The organism is Methanosarcina baikalica, assembly GCF_031461075.1.
GTDB classification, from domain to species: Archaea; Halobacteriota; Methanosarcinia; order Methanosarcinales; family Methanosarcinaceae; genus Methanosarcina; species Methanosarcina baikalica.
Map to the genome: position 1 here is coordinate 1 of NZ_JAVKPK010000046.1, position 18,658 is coordinate 18,658.

The 18,658-nt window shown below is 39.1% G+C and carries 21 protein-coding genes; 6 read left to right on the plus strand and 15 right to left on the minus strand.

Annotated elements, in window-relative coordinates; genetic code table 11:
• Nucleotides 1-107: 107 nt before the first annotated feature.
• From hgcB to hgcC, 3 genes are read right to left on the minus strand one after another with little or no spacing between them, the layout of a single operon-like run.
• Nucleotides 108-443: a mercury methylation ferredoxin HgcB gene (gene hgcB, locus RG963_RS11185; protein ID WP_310576361.1), complete on the minus strand. Its 336-nt coding sequence runs from the start codon at nt 441-443 to the stop codon at nt 108-110.
• Nucleotides 444-1,565, minus strand: a complete 1,122-nt coding sequence (gene hgcA, locus RG963_RS11190) for a mercury methylation corrinoid protein HgcA (RefSeq protein ID WP_310576362.1) — start codon at nt 1,563-1,565, stop codon at nt 444-446.
• An 18-nt stretch (nt 1,566-1,583) separates the two neighbouring features.
• Nucleotides 1,584-1,874, minus strand: coding sequence for an HgcAB-associated protein HgcC (gene hgcC, locus RG963_RS11195; RefSeq protein ID WP_310576363.1), 291 nt, complete (start codon nt 1,872-1,874; stop codon nt 1,584-1,586).
• Nucleotides 1,875-2,344: 470 nt separating this feature from the next.
• Between hgcC and RG963_RS11200 the strand changes: the two genes are divergently transcribed.
• The 4 genes from RG963_RS11200 (at nt 2,345) to RG963_RS11215 (ending at nt 5,406) form a co-directional block, all read left to right on the plus strand.
• On the plus strand, nt 2,345-3,253 hold the full coding sequence (locus tag RG963_RS11200; RefSeq protein WP_310576364.1) for a nitrogenase iron protein NifH: 909 nt from the start codon (nt 2,345-2,347) through the stop codon (nt 3,251-3,253).
• Between the two features lie 523 nt (nt 3,254-3,776).
• Nucleotides 3,777-4,133, plus strand: coding sequence for a hypothetical protein (locus RG963_RS11205; RefSeq protein WP_310576365.1), 357 nt, complete (start codon nt 3,777-3,779; stop codon nt 4,131-4,133).
• Between the two features lie 484 nt (nt 4,134-4,617).
• Entirely contained in the window at nt 4,618-4,872 is a 255-nt protein-coding gene (locus RG963_RS11210; protein ID WP_310576366.1) for a hypothetical protein, read from the plus strand.
• A 264-nt stretch (nt 4,873-5,136) separates the two neighbouring features.
• The gene (locus tag RG963_RS11215; RefSeq protein WP_310576367.1) at nt 5,137-5,406 is read left to right on the plus strand and encodes a winged helix-turn-helix transcriptional regulator; all 270 of its coding nucleotides are present in this window, start codon (nt 5,137-5,139) and stop codon (nt 5,404-5,406) included.
• Between the two features lie 604 nt (nt 5,407-6,010).
• Here RG963_RS11215 and RG963_RS11220 read toward each other — a convergent pair.
• Nucleotides 6,011-6,172, minus strand: a complete 162-nt coding sequence (locus RG963_RS11220; RefSeq protein WP_310576368.1) for a hypothetical protein — start codon at nt 6,170-6,172, stop codon at nt 6,011-6,013.
• 202 nt (nt 6,173-6,374) lie between these two features.
• On the minus strand, nt 6,375-6,605 hold the full coding sequence (locus RG963_RS11225) for a hypothetical protein (RefSeq protein WP_310576369.1): 231 nt from the start codon (nt 6,603-6,605) through the stop codon (nt 6,375-6,377).
• A 1,073-nt stretch (nt 6,606-7,678) separates the two neighbouring features.
• On the opposite strand from RG963_RS11225, the gene RG963_RS11230 reads away from it, so the two are divergent.
• Nucleotides 7,679-8,119, plus strand: coding sequence for a universal stress protein (locus RG963_RS11230; protein WP_310576370.1), 441 nt, complete (start codon nt 7,679-7,681; stop codon nt 8,117-8,119).
• A 68-nt stretch (nt 8,120-8,187) separates the two neighbouring features.
• Here the strand turns inward: RG963_RS11230 and pspAA are convergent, their stop codons facing one another.
• Together pspAA and RG963_RS11240 are read right to left on the minus strand one after the other, a co-directional pair.
• Nucleotides 8,188-8,466 (minus strand): PspA-associated protein PspAA, encoded by a 279-nt coding sequence (pspAA, locus tag RG963_RS11235; protein ID WP_310576371.1) that lies wholly within the window; start codon nt 8,464-8,466, stop codon nt 8,188-8,190.
• A 2-nt stretch (nt 8,467-8,468) separates the two neighbouring features.
• The gene (locus RG963_RS11240; RefSeq protein ID WP_310576372.1) at nt 8,469-9,221 is read right to left on the minus strand and encodes a PspA/IM30 family protein; all 753 of its coding nucleotides are present in this window, start codon (nt 9,219-9,221) and stop codon (nt 8,469-8,471) included.
• A gap of 310 nt (nt 9,222-9,531) precedes the next feature.
• Here RG963_RS11240 and RG963_RS11245 point away from each other — a divergent pair, with 310 nt between their 5' ends.
• Complete coding sequence (locus RG963_RS11245; protein WP_310576373.1) at nt 9,532-10,272, plus strand: V4R domain-containing protein; 741 nt, start codon at nt 9,532-9,534, stop codon at nt 10,270-10,272.
• 418 nt (nt 10,273-10,690) lie between these two features.
• Here the strand turns inward: RG963_RS11245 and RG963_RS11250 are convergent, their stop codons facing one another.
• The 8 genes from RG963_RS11250 to RG963_RS11285 form a co-directional block, all read right to left on the minus strand.
• The gene (locus tag RG963_RS11250) at nt 10,691-10,942 is read right to left on the minus strand and encodes a hypothetical protein (protein ID WP_310576374.1); all 252 of its coding nucleotides are present in this window, start codon (nt 10,940-10,942) and stop codon (nt 10,691-10,693) included.
• A 361-nt stretch (nt 10,943-11,303) separates the two neighbouring features.
• Nucleotides 11,304-11,999 carry a DUF2110 family protein gene (locus RG963_RS11255; protein WP_310576375.1) on the minus strand — a complete coding sequence of 232 codons (696 nt, stop codon included), beginning with the start codon at nt 11,997-11,999 and terminating at the stop codon, nt 11,304-11,306.
• 61 nt (nt 12,000-12,060) lie between these two features.
• Nucleotides 12,061-12,693 (minus strand): MarR family transcriptional regulator, encoded by a 633-nt coding sequence (locus tag RG963_RS11260; RefSeq protein WP_310576376.1) that lies wholly within the window; start codon nt 12,691-12,693, stop codon nt 12,061-12,063.
• Between the two features lie 119 nt (nt 12,694-12,812).
• Nucleotides 12,813-13,979: a tRNA (guanine(10)-N(2))-dimethyltransferase gene (locus tag RG963_RS11265; protein ID WP_310576377.1), complete on the minus strand. Its 1,167-nt coding sequence runs from the start codon at nt 13,977-13,979 to the stop codon at nt 12,813-12,815.
• Between the two features lie 24 nt (nt 13,980-14,003).
• Entirely contained in the window at nt 14,004-14,504 is a 501-nt protein-coding gene (locus RG963_RS11270) for a cupredoxin domain-containing protein (protein ID WP_310576378.1), read from the minus strand.
• Between the two features lie 602 nt (nt 14,505-15,106).
• A complete protein-coding gene (locus RG963_RS11275; RefSeq protein ID WP_310576379.1) occupies nt 15,107-15,661 on the minus strand; it encodes a cupredoxin domain-containing protein in 555 nt (184 codons plus the stop codon).
• A gap of 523 nt (nt 15,662-16,184) precedes the next feature.
• Nucleotides 16,185-17,417 carry an MgtC/SapB family protein gene (locus RG963_RS11280; RefSeq protein ID WP_310576380.1) on the minus strand — a complete coding sequence of 411 codons (1,233 nt, stop codon included), beginning with the start codon at nt 17,415-17,417 and terminating at the stop codon, nt 16,185-16,187.
• 567 nt (nt 17,418-17,984) lie between these two features.
• The gene (locus tag RG963_RS11285; protein ID WP_310576381.1) at nt 17,985-18,644 is read right to left on the minus strand and encodes a metallophosphoesterase; all 660 of its coding nucleotides are present in this window, start codon (nt 18,642-18,644) and stop codon (nt 17,985-17,987) included.
• Between the last annotated feature and the right edge of the window lie 14 nt (nt 18,645-18,658).

Here is an 18,658-nt window from a genome sequence, read left to right on the forward strand (position 1 = left end):
GCTTTATTTTCAAATATTATTTGAAAATAAGGGATTTTGTGGAAAATGGCAAAACCTCATTTAACTAGAATTATTTTTTTCAGCTCTCTGTTGTGGATATTTTTTCACTACTTCTCGCTACAGGATGGTTTCTCCGAACTTCCACCGCAGCAAGAGCCTGCTTCTCCTCCACAGCCACATTCGCCGCTATCCATACTTTTACCTTTGAGTGCTGCGCCGATCATTGCCCACGCACAACCGACACCGCTCTGCACTTCTATTGCCTGTACCGGGCAGTTGAGAGCGCATGCCCCGCATTCCATACACAAAGCTGGTTGTATGAGTTCAACGTGTTCTTTTCCTTCGGCAAAAACTCTATGTGGACAGACCTGTATACAGCGCTGGCAGTTGATACACCTATCTGGATGATACTTGAGTGTGTTCTCAAGATAAGAATCAAACATTCAGACCACCTTCATGAACTTGATTATTCCCAGTAGAATTGAGAGTATAATTCCAGAACCTAACATAAGTGCCATGAGAGGTACATATCGAAAAATTTCTTTTTTGACGCCAGTCCGTGAAGTAAAGGTCGTACACCCAGTGAAGTTCAGGGCTAAGTATGCAATCAAGGCGGGCATAATCAGAAGTAAAACCAGTGATATCAGGGCATTCTCCAAGAAGGGCAATGTAGAATTTGTCGCAAAGGAAACTGCGAAGGGAATAGCAATAATTTCTCCCAGAATTAACCCTTTTGTACTGAAGTCGTGCGTGGGAATAAATGGAAGTAGAACTGGGAAGAATATGGTTCCTGCAAGGGTTGTTGTGATCGCAGCTAGGGCTGCAAGAGGGCCTGCAAGGAAATAGAGTATAATAGCAACAGCGATCGTCGGCAGTACTACATGAACAAATTCTACAGGAGTGAGCACTATCCGATCTTTCAATTGGAATTGAACTCTGCGCATTTCAGGTGTTGCCTTCCGTGTTTTGAGATACTCGGAGAGATCGCTGGCACGGACAGGACCATATTCCACCAAAAAACCGGAACGACGCTGCACTTCGTACGCCGAAATTCCAGGAGCTGAAAGTTGTGGCAGAATGAGAGTACGGTACCGAACAATATTGGCAAGTCCTGTAGAGCCGATACGCTGCACAAGTTCGTCTGTTCCGAATGTACCCTTACCTGCAGCACACCAAACATTAATTCCCTTTGTGTCCAGGACAAGAATATAGCAGTCAGTGCCTGTAAGTGCGGAACGAACTGCGTCAAAACTCAGTGTATAGTTTGCCGAGACAAAAACCAGTGAATCAGGTGTTGGGTTCCCGAGCCGGTAAAGGCCAGGCTTTACAATATGTCCCATACGGTTCACGCCCCACCGGGCAAGGAAATGATCGAGCCGATTGGCGAATGTGAGTGTACTTGTGATCGTATAGATCTCAGATGTGTGTGCACTTGTGATCATACGGATCTTGGATATTGGTTTTTTGTCAGTTACATCGTTGCATGGCTGCGTATCCGATTTCTGTGTGCATGAGCACGATGAACCAGCAGTCTTCGATGAACTATTAGTCTTATTATTGTCCATGTGACTCATCTCTTTTCTTTAATCGGTATCTTTCATCAGCGGATCAAGCACGTCTTTTACCATCCCGCTAAGGGCTTCGACCTTTATGAGAGCGAGGCAGCAGATACTACCTTCCTTCTCCCAGCTGATCAAAGCAAGCTTACTACCGGGATTGATACCGGCTTTTTCTCGCACATCTTTCGGGAGTACCATCTGTCCTCTTTCATCAACACTAAGAACTGCCTCGACCTTGCATCCCGAACCTGAATTGCATCCACATGACGATTCATCATTGGTACAAATCTCATTAATTGTCCTCTTTTTGGTCATTTGAATCTCACACTAATGTGAGTTTTCAATGCATTTATATTTTTCTAATTTATCTGAAAAGTCAGAAAAATCAGAATATTAACCAGGTTCGTTTCTTCATAAACAGGATATGAAGTGGCAAATTATCCCAAAAAAGTTATCCTTTAATAATCGTCCGGAAAAACGAAGCTATTCTTTAGTTCGAAAGGAAAAAATACACTCTTTAATGGATTGAATAATTGTTGGTAATTATATTTATGAGTCTTTGACTTGAAGCAGATTATTTGACTATTACATCCTGTATAGAATGCGTTTTTCATAGCCTACTTAAAGAATATTTTTTCTCAACAACAAATAGAGTTGTCATCAAATTTCAAAAAATATGGGGGCATTTTTGCCGCAAAATTAAGAAAAACAGAATTTCAATGTCAATTATTGCTTAAGTGTAAGCTTATAAATTGTATTTGTTTGTTTTTCCGTATGGTGATGAAATGACAAAAGCACGAAACATCGCAATCTATGGAAAAGGCGGAATCGGAAAATCGACTACTTCATCGAATCTTTCAGCGGCTCTTTCGGACCTGGGTCTTACAGTAATGCAGATTGGCTGTGATCCTAAAAGTGACTCCACAAATAACCTCCGGGGAGGTAAATTAATTCCTTCAGTCCTCGACGCTTTAAGAAGTGGAAAGAGAATTGAAATCAGTGACATTGTCTATGAGGGCTTCAATGGAATCCTCTGTGTGGAAGCAGGAGGTCCGGAGCCTGGAGTGGGATGTGCCGGCAGAGGAATTATTACTGCGATAGAACTCTTAAGGCAAAAAAATGTCTTTGAAGAATTCAAACCTGATGTTGTAATTTATGATGTTCTCGGAGATGTTGTCTGTGGAGGATTTTCAATCCCTATCCGTGAAGGTGTTGCAGAACAGGTCTACACTGTTGCATCATCTGATTTCATGGCGATATATGCAGCAAACAATCTCTTTAAAGGAATAAGGAAATATGCAAACAATGGTGGCGCACTGTTTAGCGGAATAATTGCGAATTCAATGAACCAGTCGATTCAAAAAGGGATAATAAACGACTTTGCAAAACAGACGAAGACAACGATTGCAGGATATGTGCCTCGTTCGCTTGATGTTACGAGAAGTGAACTCAGAGGCCAGACCGTAGTCGAACATGCACCAGAATCGGAACAGGCTGAGTTATACAGAAATCTTGCGAGAAACATTTTGAATAACGATCTAAAGTATGTTCCTGCACCTCTGGAATCTGAAGAACTCAAAATATGGGCTGAAGGCTGGTCAGATATACTCCTTAGGGAGCGAGAACATGTACATGAAGGAGAAATCAAAAGAAGCGGCATTGAAGGAAGAACATTAATAAGCTCGGAAGCATGAAACATTTAAAGTTCTTCTATTAAACTTCTGTTGTAACTTCTTCCTACAGCAGGAGTTTTAGAACTTAAAGTTATCTCCATGAACTATATATTTTATATGTGCATAGAGACATTTCATCCATTTCTTTGCGAATAATTGTCCTGTTCCAAATAATTTCTTTTTGGAACCTTTTTTCATTAATTTTTCTCTTAGTGCAGAGAGGTACTATTGACAAATGTTGTTTTATCATAAACTCTATTTTTTTCTAAAAATATGTAGCCAGATTATGGCATTATTCCTTATTTATTGCAAGTAGCTTTTCGGATTGAATTTTACAACGGATGTCAAGATATCTGCGGAAATCGTCGTCAGAACGGGCAACCCTCCTTCCTGCAGCAAACTACCGCGAGGCCGCCCTCAAGGCATGGGTCTTTAAAGGAGTATACTACCGAGTACTAACATTGTAATCATTTATAAAGAGCTAAACATTTATAAACTTTTGAGTATGTAATATTAATACCGTCGAAATAAGGAGGTTATTAAATTGAATACAGAACAAAACACCGAAAAACAGGGACACAACAGAAAGAACGAAGAAGAAGAGTTTGAAAAAATAAAAGCAGAGCTCGAGATAGCAACTGAAAAAATCATATATTTCGAGGATATAATAAAGTCTGCAGACAACCTGAGGAAATTAGCAGAAAGTAAGATTATAGAAACCGAATCCAAAAAACTGGATACAATCACCAATAAATTAGATTCACAGATCCAGAGTATTGGAGAACTGGTAAGAAAAGCAGAGATCAAAAGAGAAGAAGCAATAGATAAACTGCTGGATGCAGAGGTCAGGCTAATAGTGGTAGAAAATAGAATATTACATGCAAAAGTCACAAATTTTTAAATTAGTATAAAAACCAGAGATTATAAGATTTTCACATTTTATTTCTCAGGAATTTCAATCACACGGACTTTACAGGAATCTTTTGCAATTAATATCAGATTTAATTAAATTAAATTAAATTAAATTAAATTAAATTAAATTAAATTAAATATGAGTTTCGGATAAATTTGTGTAAGAGGACAAAAGTTTTGTGTAAGAAATCAGCATAAAACTTGTTCTCTACACAAGGTCTATTTTCCAGCTCACGTTCTTATCAACTGAAATTTTACAGGCTGTTCGCAGGTGGTCATCAACCGATAATTTTTCAGAGCCTGGGACGTAACATTTTTATAACTTAAGATATATTGTATTCACAATTGTGAATTAAAGGTTTCTCATGTTCACAATTGTGAAGGTTTCGATGATGAAATATTGAAAAATCATATACGGTAAAAATATGGGATTAAGTGACCAAAATCTGAAGCAAAATAAGAGTTACCGAACTATGATCGATTCGGAGGGAAGGGGCCATATCAGAATAATCAGACGTATTAACCTGAAAACTCTAATTGAGATTTTTAAGGACCTTTATCTTGAACTTAAACAAAATCCTGACAAACAACCAAATATAACCATATATGTCTCCCATTCGATCTATGAGGAGATGTCGGATAATATGAAACATTTTCATGAATTTGCGGTCTCCTGTATGGATGGGACTTTTGATCTGATTGTGCTAACTAACGAACTAACTAACTAATGAACTAACTCTCAGGTTTTTACTCACTAAATTTGAGAAAAAGATCCCAATATTTATTTACAGAGCAGTTCTCCATCTGGGATACTGAAAGGTACAATTGTATTAATTAATCCATGTTTATACAGCTATTTTTACATTATTGGGTAATTATTTGGTCGTTTTGTGCGTTTTTGCGGAATTTGAACCAAAAGGTTTAAAAATAAAGAACTCTTCTATGGTAATGGTGATTCACTATGAGGGATCGTTTTTGTTGTAAATGAATCTTTGAATGATATAAGCTATGAAAAACTCAGCTACGAAAAACTTGAAAAGCTGCCTCCTTCGGCAAAGTTGGTATTTAAAACCCTTGAGGCAAAAGGGCAGATGACGCAAAAAGAGATTATCCATGAAACGATACTTCCTTCACGCACAGTCAGATATGCACTAAACAGGCTAAAGGAAGAAAAGATCTTAATGGAACGTTTTTATTTCATTGACTCACGTCAGAGTCTTTATGAAATAAATAGATCTGTAAACAACGTCCTTGCCTTATAAATTAAAAACGTTCTTTTGTGCAATTGGATCAAACTTTATTATAGATCCAAATTTAATTTTTGAGGTTTATCTAAAACCTCATTATTTTTTTAAATTGTCTTTTTCCCGTCCGCGTATGTGCATTTCAGTGACATTTACCGGAATGCAATTGTTTCTTGCCTTATCGGTCCTTAGCAAAGGTCACAGATTAAAAGGAACATCAGGAACTGGAAAACAGGATATAATAAAAGAACGGGGGAAGGATTGTGAAACCCCGTTCTTTTTTGAGTGAAGATAGCCTATTTCTATTGTCGGATTTTAGTCTCAACCGGCATCATTAGAGATAGTGACTACCGGTTTTAAAATCCGTTTAAAAGGTCTAGCTTGTTCGCTTATGTACGATACTAAATACGACTTTAAGGTATTTAATACTATGTTTAATGTTAGCATACCACAGATTAGCACGACATCACTTACATCAAATATGTTATTAGGAATTTGTTTTTTAACCTTACACTTTTTTACCCCCGCCATCTATATGCCTTAGTGTAGAAATCATGAAAATTCAAAAGTTGCCTGTTCTGCAGGCAACTGCATAAGTCCCAATACTGTTAGTTTGTCTGGCTTATTCTTTTAATTTCATTGATTCTCCACAACATTTTATGTTGCCGGTACAGCAAACATCCGTAGAGCATTTGTCATCTCCACATTCGTTTGCTACCTTAAGTTCGAATCCGCATCCTTCGCAGACAAGAACCTGACCCTCTTTTAATTCACTGCAATTCATTTCATATCACCCCAATATATTTGATCGAAAAAGTATGTAACTTAGGTTCAAATCGCTTTTGAAACATGATTTTGAAGATGATTCTACGAATCAAAGAGTTTTTGTTATTTTCAGGATTTAGAATCGTTCATTCTAATTATGTTGGATATTCAGGTAGAAAACCCACACACCAACAAATTTCAATATTGTTCTTCTGTCGAACTTATTTCCCCTGTTTGATCATTTCCTGAACTTTTCGAATGTCCTCTATAGCCTTTTTCTTTAGCTCGATCATTTTTTGCATCTCATTTATTTTTGTTTCCATCCATTGTATTTTCATATCCATTTTCATTACTGCAACTTTTTTTTTCTGTTCTTCAGTCAGAAGTTTCCAAATCTCAGCCATCGGTCCATCATCCATAGGATGTGTTCCTGTTGAATGTTCTTCCCCCATGTTTAACCACCCTTGAATGTATCACAAAAAAAAAATTAAATAATATCCTTAATACAATTGAATATTCTTAGAGACTTTTTAATAATTTCTGGAATCGCCAAAGTTTACCATCAATTCCGTTATCAATTGGCTGTAAGCAATCAAAAATCCCGAAAAATTATAAAAAGTATCGATTTCAAATTGTATCGTCTGGGGATTAGTATTCAAAGGATATAATATCTATAGAAATATAAATAAGAAACCAATATTAATTGAAACTCGAAATTATCTATTCTAGTTCCCCCAGATATCTCCTTAAGATATTATTTATCACAAACTTTTCCCACCTTCCGTATGATCCTAAAAAATGCCCCCTACTTTAATATATAGGACTGGATACAGCCGTAAAAGCTAAAGTTCCATATACTGTACTAAATAAGATAGGACTTACGCAGTTGAAGTACCAAATCGAGTACGAGCAGCATCATCTGAATTAGTAGGATTTAGACAGTTAAGTATTTAGTGTTGCTGTTTTTCTGTTCAACTGCGTAAGTCCTATAAGAATCACAGTCCGCTGAGATCTTACCAAGGATGTTAGAAAGGGCCCAAGGTGACACGGCATAACTTCAACCTATCTGTGTCACAAAAAGAGTTAATATTTCAGAAAATCAGTTAAGAAGTAGGTGATAAGGATTCGAGTCCCTATTCTCAAGTCCTTACCTATGATCCAACCCAAAGATTAAGAGGAAACCCTTTTACTCTTAATCTATTCATTCATAATACCACTGTCATATATATCATAATCGATATGAAAACTTCTTTCTGAAATGAAGTTTTCAGATAACTAAATAATTATATTATCTTAAAAATTTTAATGTCGTTAAATACATAAAATTGCATATAAAGATTGCATAAGATATGTTCTTATCTTATGTATCCTCAGCTTTAATCCTCATGTGCCTAATTTGATCCTCTAGTGCATAAGTCCTACTAATATCCATGTCCTTTTAATTAATAAATAAAATAAAGTACATATTTTAAATTAAGTAAAAAGAATGTTCTGTAAAGTCATATCACAAAAGGGTGTGGATAAGATGGAGGAAAATCTTTTCAAGAAAATCCTGGTTGCGACAGACGGCTCGGAAAATGCCGTAAAAGCGGCTTCTTATGGAGTAAACATCGCTAAGGCAACAGGAGCTGATGTGTGTGCCCTGTATGTTGTTTCTACCGAAAATGCAGTAACTACACGAACGGTTATGGGCTGGAGCGAGGCATTTGAAGAGTATCTTGCCAATAAAGGGGGAGCTGCAATTGCCTATGTAGAAAAACTCGGGAAAGAAGCCGGGGTTAAAGTTGAGCCCGTATTTCTGAAAGGTATTCCGGCTGAAAAAATCCTTGAATATACAGAGGAAAGCAATATTGACCTGGTAGTAATGGGCACACAGGGCTTAACAGGCGTCAAAAGGTTTCTGATAGGTAGTGTGGCAGAGAATGTTCTCAGGCACTCAAAGGTTCCTGTAATGATTATTCGATGAATGCAGGCCTGAAGGCCTGCTAATTTTCTGTGATCACTGCCGGGGAGTTATTCTTAAATTACAGCTCTTCAATCCTCAATGATTCCGCAGCCTTTAAATATGGCTTTTGCTTCTTCAAAACTCAGATCTCTAGGGGGCACGATGATATCGGATTCCAGGATTTCCTCTGCTTCAATAGCCTCTCCTTTTTCCTTTATTTCTGAGATCAGTTTAGCGAGTTCTTTGCGGAATTCTTCGACTTTTCCTTCCATAACTAGATCCACAATTCGGTTATCTATCTGGTTTAATTCATCGCAGAGGGTTTCAGGCGCCCTGTACTGACCTTCGCCCATAATCCTGATTATCATTTTCAGACCTCCTTTCTTTCTTCTGCACCTTTGCCTTCTTCCCCTGTTTTTTCCTGTCCCTTTCCGGCTTCGGCTTTAAGCCTTGTAAGATCAGACTCAACATTAGTCTGCGTACTGATTTTAGAAAGTTCCCGGTCTATTTCGTCCCTGCTGCCTGTGAGGTCTTCAAGCGTGCCGGTTTCCATAAGTTCGTCAATTGCATCGGCCCTGGCTTTCATCTCTTCTGTCTTGTTTTCGGCCCTTTCAAGAGCAAGACCCACGTCTGCCATTTCCTCACTGATTCCCGTAACAGACTCGTTTATTTTCACCTGGGCGTCAGCTGCTGAATACTGGGCCTTAATGGACTCTTTCCTTGTCCTGAAGATTTCCACTTTGGTTGAAAGGCGCTTTTCTGAGGCTATCAGCTTTTCTTCCTGCTTTTCGAGTTCTGCAATTTCACTGTCAATCCCGTCCACCTGCTGCGTAAGGGCAGCTTTTCTCTCGAGGGCGAGTCTTGCAAGGTCCTCCCGATTAGCGGCAATTGCTTCTTTTGCCTGTCTTTCAAGCTTGTCCATGCTCTGCACCAGTTTTGCACGCTGAAGCTGAAGGCGCTTTTTAGAAGTTGTCACCTCTGCAACTCCCCTCTTCACGTTCTGGAGCAATTCCAGCTGCTTCTCATAGGAATAATCCAGCGTTTCCCGCGGGTCTTCCATCTTGTTAAGCATTTTATTCATCTTTGATTTGAGTACTGTCTCCATTCTTGAGAATAATCCCATATATTTACCCCTTTGCTTTTTAAAAGTTATCAAGCGATATCTTAATTATTATTTTTTTCGTTAATATTCTTGCCGGATTCTTTCTGGTACTTTATTCGTCGTTTTTGGTACCTTTGCTGTTTATTTGTTTTGGTTGGAGTTATATTTTTAGTTTACCTGTATTTTTATACTATAAAACTCTCTCCTTTCGAATTCCACAGCTTTCTCCAATCAAACAGGTTTTATAAGATCATTATTATATATATAGCAAAATTATTCGTCGACGTGCGAACGATTTATATATTCAAAATGCAACTTATCTAAAGATATTATGGCAAAACCTGAGAGTAAAACAGAATTCTTTTATAATGAAAAAGGACTGATAGCAATAGGCAGTCCTGTTAAACTCCAGATTCTTAATTTGCTCAGGGAAGAGCCCAGGTCATTTGACGAAATCGTAAAATCTACAGCAAAAGCCAAATCGACCATTTCCGTGCATCTTAATAATCTCAGGTCATGCGAGCTTGTGGAAGAAAATCATGACTCTGAAGACCGCCGCCGAAAAATTTACTCTCTTACCTCTCGCTACATGGGCTGTTCTCAGGAACCTTTCATCGAGCATTATAAAAATTTGCTAGAAATGGTTCCCACGAACGGAAATGATAGGTTTTGCTTCACCGAAACTCTATTTCATGCCTTTAACTTTGGCTTTGAAGCTTATGGGATTGATAATGCCCCGATTGTAAAAATGATAGGAAAAGATATTGGGAGATCTCTTTCACCCATTTTCGAATCAGAGAACTTCGAAGAACTCCTGAAGGAAATTGCAGATTTTCTGGAATTTCACGGCAACTGCCGGATTTCTGTGCTCCTGAAAGACAGCGCTGCTCTTCAGGTTGAAGACAATTTCAAAGCCAGATTAATGCCTGTCAGTGGAAAACCTTTCTGCACCTTAAGAGAGGGCATGATCGAGGGGATACTTACAGGAAAGCTGGAAAAGGAGTACAGAGTTCTCGAGACTGAGTGTTACGGAACAGGACACAAGCACTGCTTTTTTAAGATTACAATTTAAATTCCTTTCTTATACTCGTGGTTTGACATGAAAATTTTTATTATAAATTCCCTGTTTTTAAAAAAATAGAAGCACTGAAGACGAGAGTAGAAGAAAAAAGCTGTCAAAATAAACAAAACTATTTGAAGAAGACCTAAAAACAATCGAAGAAACAATAAGTACAACGAAACAGGATTAAAAAGAGCAACAATCGAAATGATAAAATAAAGACTAAAACAACACCAAAGGAAGTCGCAGACAAAAATAGAATACTATGAAACTATCGAAAAGTTATAAGAAAATCAGCGACATGATTGGGAAAATGGATCTGAAACGAACTTTTCAAGAGGAAGACCTAAAGTTGCAATTGTGTATGCAACTCGCCAAAATTGGCCTTTAGATAAGCTGATAAATGAGAGCCTGATTTTAGCCCTTTCCTTTAATTTTTTCTTTTCTTTTGTTTTCGTTTCTCCATTTCTTCATTTTTTTTCTTTTCTGTTAACTCCCGACTATCTACGAATTTTTTCTTCCTCTCTTTGAGTTCCTGTATTTCCTTATCGAACGCGTTTGCCAAGTACTCTTTTTCAATCTTGGTAGTTGCTGTTTTTAATGACTCTTCTTTCTTTTTTTCAGCAAATTCTATCGCCTTGTCGAAATTTTTTTCGGGATCTTTAATTTCCCTAGTCACCAATTTCTGAACCTCTGTAAAGTCAGTTTAACAGACACATAATAATTTAACAGTTTAATCTTATAAAAAGTTTCATCTTTTATTTAATCAATTCTCATGTTTTTCTTAGTTTTCTGAGTTAGTCAGAAAGTCGTCAACTGTTTTTCTTATGTGAATAAAAGGATCTCAAAGGAGTTCTAAGAAAGTTGAATGGAGAAGCTGAGATAAAGCAGGGTTATGGAATAAATGGAAGTAAAAAGGTTATCTGAACTAATCAAGGCCTTTTTAAGCCATGCTTTAGTTTCAATGCCAACTGCATTATAAAAATTTCACCGGAAAACTCCATCCTCTGCGTCTCAACCTGTTTTTCTTTCCGGCATGCCTGTTAGTGAGCCTCTCCGATTATGACTCCCATTTCAGATTTCAGGCGGTGCCCTATTGCTGCAACTATACCCGGTCCGTCTGTTTTTTCCCGGCATACGATTGCATGTTCCAGAAGCCCAAGGCGTTCAATTTCGTAAATATCCCTGCCGTGACCTGTTTTTTTAATTGCACTTTTGATTTCCGAACGTGTTGCTCCATTAACTGTAACCCTGTCAGTAGCTGCCTTTTTCCAGCCCCACCAAAGATCAAGTTGCTTTTTGGTGAAACGGGCTTTTATCTTTCTGTTTGCCTCAAAAACTTCAATTTCAACCGGCAAATGGGGTATCAGACCGAATCTGGATGCAAGCTGTTTTGGCTTTCCGCTGCCAAGAGCTTTTAATTCCTCGGTTTCAACTTTTACAGGAAAACCGATATTGACTACAAAAGCATCCTCTCCGAAAGATTGAAGAAAACCAATGTATACCTTACCGGCTTCAGCTTTTACTGCAGGCGTTCCATATCTGGAAGTCAGGAAATTCGCAGACACTTCCTCATCATCGCCTTCAAGAGAAAATTCGGCCCAGTTTTCAGGGGTAATAGATATCTCAATCTTTACTTCAAGATCTTTCAATTCGTTCTCAACCAGGGTTTTTAAAAGGCCGCTCATCCTTTCCCGGTTTTTTCCATAAATATGCTGGAGGGTTACAACTTTCATCATATTTTTCCTGCCGATAATTCTCTTCTGCCTGTTTTTTCCGGGTAATTGGAAATTCCGGTTTTCAACCCTTCAGGTAAGATTCAAGAAGCTTCTCACTTTCTTCCAGGGCTGAGATAACAGTTTCATTAATAGGGCTTTCCGCCCTTTCTATCTGGTTCTGGAGTTTTTTAATGTCCCTGCTGTAAGGGCCGAGCTTCCGGGAAATCGCATCCCTGCTGTCTCCCTGCTCCACTGCATCCCTGTGGATGCTTTCTATCTTATTTCTAAGTTTCTTTGTTTTCTCAAGAATTTCGGCGCTTAGAGGGTCGAGCTCTTCTTTCTGTTCAGGTTCTTTTTCTTCTTCCTCGCCTGCAGCTTCTTCCCCTTCACCTTCTGTACCCGTATCTTTCCTTTCGGACTTCTCTTCCCGATTTTCCGAAGGCTCCTCTGCGATTATATCCCTGAATTCTTTAAGGGCAGTTTCTACCTCTCCTCCGTATTCCGTAAGTTCGACAAATTTTATCCGCCCTTCAAATGTGAATCTTATAAGTCCGCACTGTTCCATTTTCGCAAGAATCCTTGTGGTATGGGCAAAAGTGGAATCTATTTCTTTTGAAATAACAGACGCATAGGTCTTCTCCCTCGAACCTATAAATATCAGCGCAAGAGTGGGTTTTTCCTGCAAAAATAATTTTTCTGCATTTTCGTCGGACATGATATCACATTGGGATTTTTTAGCGGATTATTTTTGGATTTGAGTCAAGGCTTTTTTATAATTCTTTAATAGTTTATATAATAGTGGAACAGTTTCCAACCAGTTTTACCGAAAGGCCTTCACCTAGAAAGTGCCATGATTATTTTCTTTATTTCTCTTAAAGGCGCATCAGTTTTGAATGAAGTGCCGCTGAAGTGAGTCCTCGACGCTTCAAATCCATAAGCCTTAAGGGCTTCTATCAGGGTTTCCATGCCTGTTGCAGAAGTTCCAATTTCTTTGCAGATCACATGCTGGTCATAGAACATCGGCATATCGAGTTCGTCTCTGCAGAAAGTGATTAACTTTTTTGCTTTTTCCGTTGTGTTCAGAGGATGTACTTCGAGTTCTGAGATAACTTCATTACAGAATTCCGATTCTCTGAGTGGCCCAAGCCATAAAGGGCCTGCAATTCGTGTGAAAGATCCGCAGATAGGACATTCTCTTTCGATATGTACTGCAACCCCGTATACTGGCCCCCGAAACCCGCACTTCGGACAGTGAATACTGAAACCCATTGACTTCAGAGTTATATCAGCCTGCTTCGTTCCCGGGAGAACTTCGAGGTAAGTGCGGACATAGTGACGTGTTACATGGGAAAGCAGGGGTAACATTCCTTTTTCATGTTTTGCAAGCTCTCTGGCACAGGCTCCCAGAAGGACTCGAAGGCCCATCTCGCTGTGATATTCCGTGTTAAGGGGTATAGCTGCATATTTCCTTATCCCAGAGTTCAGGTGGGCTCCGCATAAGGGAGCAGTATCCGTTGCCGTAACCGACAGCATACTCTGGGCCGAAGCGGATGCTGCGTCCAGGAAGGGTGAAGGAGTGCCGAAAGGGTCGATGTCCACGATGTGGAATTTTTGTTCGTGGAGTAGCACATTTGCGTTCTTGCGGGTTGCCATTGTTTTTTCCTCAAGCCCGTTAATTTTGATATTTTCCTTTATCATTTCAAATGCGTCCGGGCTCCAATCATTCATAGTCGCATGGATTCCTACTTCGCCCGCTATCCGAAGTCCCCTGATCCCTGACGCTGAAAAGGCGTCTACATAGCGAATTTCTTCCCTGGAGATTTCTTTTCTCGAAAGAAGCCTTTCCACAAACGCAGCCGTAGTTGCGACATTAATATCACGGTTAAGCTCCATCTCCGGATTATAAAAAACCGGAGCTGCCGAGGGAGGGAAGGTTGCGTCCGGAGGTGGTACCGGAACCGAAACCTTTGTTGTGCCTTCGACTATAGTTTTACATGTCATTTGAAATTGCTATTCTTTGGGATCTTATTTTACAGTGATGGTCATCTCCATTTTAGGATATCCTTTTACACTGAAAGTGTAGCTTCCAGACTCCTTGAAGGCATATTCCAGGATATTTCCATATGCAAGCCTTTCGTCTTCGAAAAGGTGTTTGCTGCCGGTCAGGGTAAAAGCTCTGGATGCCTGGTAATTTCTCCATACAACCGTATCTCCGGTATTTACTCTCAGCCTTGAAGGAACTAACACATCGTTCTTAAGCCTTACAAGGTGCGATGCAAGTGCAGTTCCGGAGGCTGTACAGTCCCGACTTTCTCTTCTTCGATCCCGGTTTTCGTTTGCCCCACTCCGGACTCTTCCCGCATTCTCAAAGTTGCCATATCTTCCGGCGTCCCCAATTCTGCCGGCGTCCCTCTTTCTTCCTTTATTCCCGTTTTTTCCAGTGTTCTCACTTCTTGCTTTTGCGTTCCTCCCGAACTGCCGCCTGATACCTGCTCTTGATCCGTCCTGTCTTCCGAATTCAGGCAACCTGACATGATTATTGATAAGATTATAAGGAGTAAAATTATTGTTTTTGTTACCACTTCTCTCCCCCTTATAATTACTCTCCCTTCTTACTCCCAGTTTAATATAAGCCCTTATAAATAATAATTCTTTCTTATAAAAGTCCTGTAAGCCTGAATTAATTTTGAAGCATGGACATCAATTTTAAGCTATGAACATGCGTCTGGCTGAAGTAATAGAAGAAAGAGAAGAAAGGTAAATTCAGTATTATTCTCTATGTCGTTTAGAAAAAAATTATAATTTCAAATATCTCAGTTTATAATACGAATTCGAAGCGCCCCTAATACAGAATATTTTTTAAGGATATACCAGGTTTGAGGATGTACATGGCATGGAGTCCACCTGCGTATGCTGAGAAACTCCAGAGAAAGCCAGATCTCTAACAAAAATATCCACTTTATCACAGGTAAATTTACATCGCATAGGAGTAGAAAATAAAAATGCGTGCGTGTTCCGGGAACTATTATTAAATATATGAAAAATAATAGAATTAAATATGTGAAAAATAGTAGACTTTACAGGAAAGCTTTTCTGCCCTTCCCTGTAAAGTCTATTTGCTGTGCTTTTCAGGGCTCAGCCACACTAACACTTACATTCATTTTAGGCTGGCCGACAACACTGAATTGGTAGTCTCCGGTCTCGTTGAAGGCATAGGTAAAAGCGCGCTTGTACACAAGACCTGTGTTCTCAAAGAGCTTTTCTTCACTCACAAGGGTTAGGACCCTTTTTGGATTGTCTTCCATATTTATCCAGGAAACCGATTCTCCCTTTTTAATTTCAAGACTTGAGGAACTTGCTCTTTTATTGATCAGTCTTATCATATAGGGAGTTTCCTTAATTTCAGAAGTTGAGACATTGAGTCTTCCATTCTCTTCCGAAGTTACAGTTTCTTCTAAAGTTAGATTTTCGTTCGAAGTTATATTTTCTCCCGGTGTTTCGGTTTCTTCGGCAGTTATATTTTCTTCCGTCGTTTCAGGTTGTACAGGAGTCACATTTTCTCCTGGAGTTACGGTTTCTTCAGAAGTTACATTTTCTTCCGGTGAGGGCTGTTCATTCCCTGCGCACCCTGAAAGTAAAACGGCGCACAATACAAGAAGCAGAACAATGATCTTCATTTTCATTTTATTCCCCACATCTTTTTGGAGGAGTGAAACTTCAGAAATTCATACCTCAATCTGGAGTTTCATTCAGTTCCAAGTTTTCCTTTTTTATTATTGTCAAACTAATATCCAAATCTCTGAGTCATCCAATAATTTATGCATACTAGACTAATATTTCAGAGATCTTTTCATTATACATTCCAGATACAAATATTTTAATCCAGCGTTTAAAATTCGTTTCTATGGCTGAACTTATAAATATTATTTAAATCTATTAATTACATATAAATCTATTTTTAATGTATAAAGGATTTTCAAATTATCAAAATATTTTAGACACGCACAAGAATATTTAAACTCAGATCTATATTTTTGTCCTGGATGAAAAGTAGATAATAAAATTGAAGTTATATAGTTATAACTGTAACTTTAAAAAGTAAATTTTTCTTGGATAAATTATTTTTTATAGATTTGTTTCATTTTTCTGTTACAAAAAGTTGCGTGTCTGAAACATCATCAAGCCGATAGTTTCTTTCTTCTTCTCTCAGATGCTGTTCCATAAAAGTAAAGCAAGAGTTCCGATAACTGTAATTATCCCAAAAGTTTTCTTTGCAAGAGAAAAAAGGCTGGGAGAACCGGAAATCTTCGAAAGCAAAATCTTGTTAATTGTACTGATAAGGCTTGCAAGCACTGCAGTATTTGCTGCGGTTGCATAGGAGATGTTTCCACTTACTGCAAGCAAGGTTACGGAAACTATCACTCCAGAACTGCTGACAAGAGCCCCGAAAGCAGTGACATAAATTCCGGCAGTTCCTGCGACGTCATAGGCAAAGTTTCCTATAAGGAGGATCAGGGTAAAAGCAATGCCGAATTTAAACGCCTGACCAAGTGAGAAAGGGGACTGGATCTTAAGGTCTCCTCCACCTATAGGGCAGAATTTCTTATTGTATTTGAGAGCTATCACTATGGAAACAAGGATGATCACAGATTGGGGAGGAAGCATAAACAGGGTTGTCTTGCCTGTAGGTTCAACTATCAGGGCTAATACAAGGTTTCGGATGAGCATAGAGATATTGCAAAGCAGGATTCCGGTAAGGACAGGATCGGTCATTTCCTCTGCTCTTTTTGAAAGGCCTGCAAGTGCTGCTGTTGTGGCTTCACTGTTCACAAAGCCTCCCACGAAACCTGAATAGCATATTCCGCGCTTTGTGCCGAACTTTCTCAGGAGCACGTAGCTTAAAAAACTTATAAGCGAAACAAGAATTACAATAAGGATTGCAGACCTGAGGTCTATAAGCCCGAAAAGCTGTTTTTCCGGCATCACAGGGTAAAGTATAAAAGCCACGGCCAGAAACTGTATGGCATTGTAGAGTTCTTCTTTTGTAAGGTTTCCTGCAAACTGGTGAAGAGGTTTTTTCTGGATCAGAAGGAAGCTCACAACTATTGAAGAGACAATGGCAAACAGTCCATAACCATAGCCCACAAGGACTCCCATAACAAAAATGAAAAAGAGACTGATAGGGCTGGTAACTCCGATCCGTTTGAAGAGAAATATCTTGGCATAAGTAATTATGGAACAGATTACTCCGAAAAAAAGCGCAGTTACATAAACAAAACCCTGCCCTGCAACCCCGCTTACGAGAGCTGTTAGCATGCCTGTTATACAGGTTATGCTATAAGTTCTCACACCAGCAAAAATTTCGTGTTCAAGGCCTCTATGCTCCCTTTCTATACCTACCATTATCCCTATCAGAAAGGCTATGGCCAGCTTTGTCATGAAATCCAGAAAAACCGGATCGAAACCGAAATCTTCAATGGTGCCCGTAGCTCAACCTCTATGACTTATCTATCTGTAAAGTCCAAAGTTAAGTTCTAAGAAATCTTGATTTAACTTATTTAAGCATTCAAGTCCAAAGTTAAGTTCTAAGAAATCTTGATTTAACTTATTTAAGCATTCCATCTGCCGTATTTACTCCAGCGTCTGTCCATTTAACCCCGGTATTCGCATTCCTCAGAGAGTGTCTAATCGGGTCTGACTTTGTCTTTACGCCAGTAAAATGACGCAGGCAAGTGAATATTTAAGATTGATATTAAGAGTGATATTAAGAGTGATATTATCTATTTCTGTAAGGTTAAGTAGATGGAATGATCTAAATCAAAATATAATTATTTAGTACGGATGTTCTTACTAATGAATATAGGCCCTGAAAGGAGAAAAAGGTTCAGAGTACACGGCGAAACTGCATAGAATTTTACAGGTGACTTCGAAACCCAATTAAAATCTGCTAGCCTGATTAAAATTTACTACCCTAATTAAAATTTGCCAGTTTTGTTTATACCTGGTTTATACCTCCACGAATTCAACTTCAATGGGTTTGTTTTCCTTCGTTTCTTCAATAGTTATCAGGGCGCAGGAACCTTTACAGGCCTCACCCGGGTTTACAACTATAGTTTTTCCAACTTGCTCCAGGCCTTTAGCCTCATGGATGTGCCCGCAGACTATCAGGTCAACCCGGTCAAGGAATTTCTGGATAGCTTTACTTCCCACATGCCCGAAAGGAAGTTCATCCCTTGCGCCGTGTGGAGGGGCATGGGTTAAAAGCACTATAGTTCCGCAATCTTCTGCTTTTTCGGCAGAGCAGACCATTTCTTCAAGGGCTTTTTCGATTTCTTCTTCAGAAAGCTCAAAGGGCGTATTGAAAGGGGTGGGATTTGAGCCTCCGAGCCCTATAAACCTGATATTTTCTATCTTTTCGGCTTTTCTGTGCAGGTTTATAGCCTTCGAAGTGTCCAGAGCTTTCAGGATGCTCCTCTGGTCACAATTGCCTGGGATCGCAAGTATAGGCCTGTCAAACATTTCCATTAATTCTTCGACCTTCTCATCGGGCCCGAAATTGGTAATGTCCCCGACAACAACTGCAAGGTCGAAATCTCCGGCTCTTCCAATTATTTTCTTTATCTTCGAGTAGTCCCCATGGGGGTCAGAAATGGCTAGTATCTTCATCCGTATCCCTTCTT

Coding starts and splice junctions, on each gene's coding strand:
- hgcB (WP_310576361.1), bottom strand. CDS start 443: ATGTTTGATTCTTATCTTGAGAACACACTCAAGTATCATCCAGATAGG.
- hgcA (WP_310576362.1), bottom strand. CDS start 1,565: ATGGACAATAATAAGACTAATAGTTCATCGAAGACTGCTGGTTCATCG.
- hgcC (WP_310576363.1), bottom strand. CDS start 1,874: ATGACCAAAAAGAGGACAATTAATGAGATTTGTACCAATGATGAATCG.
- RG963_RS11200 (WP_310576364.1), top strand. CDS start 2,345: ATGACAAAAGCACGAAACATCGCAATCTATGGAAAAGGCGGAATCGGA.
- RG963_RS11210 (WP_310576366.1), top strand. CDS start 4,618: ATGATCGATTCGGAGGGAAGGGGCCATATCAGAATAATCAGACGTATT.
- RG963_RS11220 (WP_310576368.1), bottom strand. CDS start 6,172: ATGAATTGCAGTGAATTAAAAGAGGGTCAGGTTCTTGTCTGCGAAGGA.
- RG963_RS11225 (WP_310576369.1), bottom strand. CDS start 6,605: ATGGGGGAAGAACATTCAACAGGAACACATCCTATGGATGATGGACCG.
- RG963_RS11230 (WP_310576370.1), top strand. CDS start 7,679: ATGGAGGAAAATCTTTTCAAGAAAATCCTGGTTGCGACAGACGGCTCG.
- pspAA (WP_310576371.1), bottom strand. CDS start 8,466: ATGATAATCAGGATTATGGGCGAAGGTCAGTACAGGGCGCCTGAAACC.
- RG963_RS11240 (WP_310576372.1), bottom strand. CDS start 9,221: ATGGGATTATTCTCAAGAATGGAGACAGTACTCAAATCAAAGATGAAT.
- RG963_RS11245 (WP_310576373.1), top strand. CDS start 9,532: ATGGCAAAACCTGAGAGTAAAACAGAATTCTTTTATAATGAAAAAGGA.
- RG963_RS11255 (WP_310576375.1), bottom strand. CDS start 11,999: ATGATGAAAGTTGTAACCCTCCAGCATATTTATGGAAAAAACCGGGAA.
- RG963_RS11260 (WP_310576376.1), bottom strand. CDS start 12,693: ATGTCCGACGAAAATGCAGAAAAATTATTTTTGCAGGAAAAACCCACT.
- RG963_RS11265 (WP_310576377.1), bottom strand. CDS start 13,979: ATGACATGTAAAACTATAGTCGAAGGCACAACAAAGGTTTCGGTTCCG.
- RG963_RS11275 (WP_310576379.1), bottom strand. CDS start 15,661: ATGAAAATGAAGATCATTGTTCTGCTTCTTGTATTGTGCGCCGTTTTA.
- RG963_RS11280 (WP_310576380.1), bottom strand. CDS start 17,417: ATGACAAAGCTGGCCATAGCCTTTCTGATAGGGATAATGGTAGGTATA.
- RG963_RS11285 (WP_310576381.1), bottom strand. CDS start 18,644: ATGAAGATACTAGCCATTTCTGACCCCCATGGGGACTACTCGAAGATA.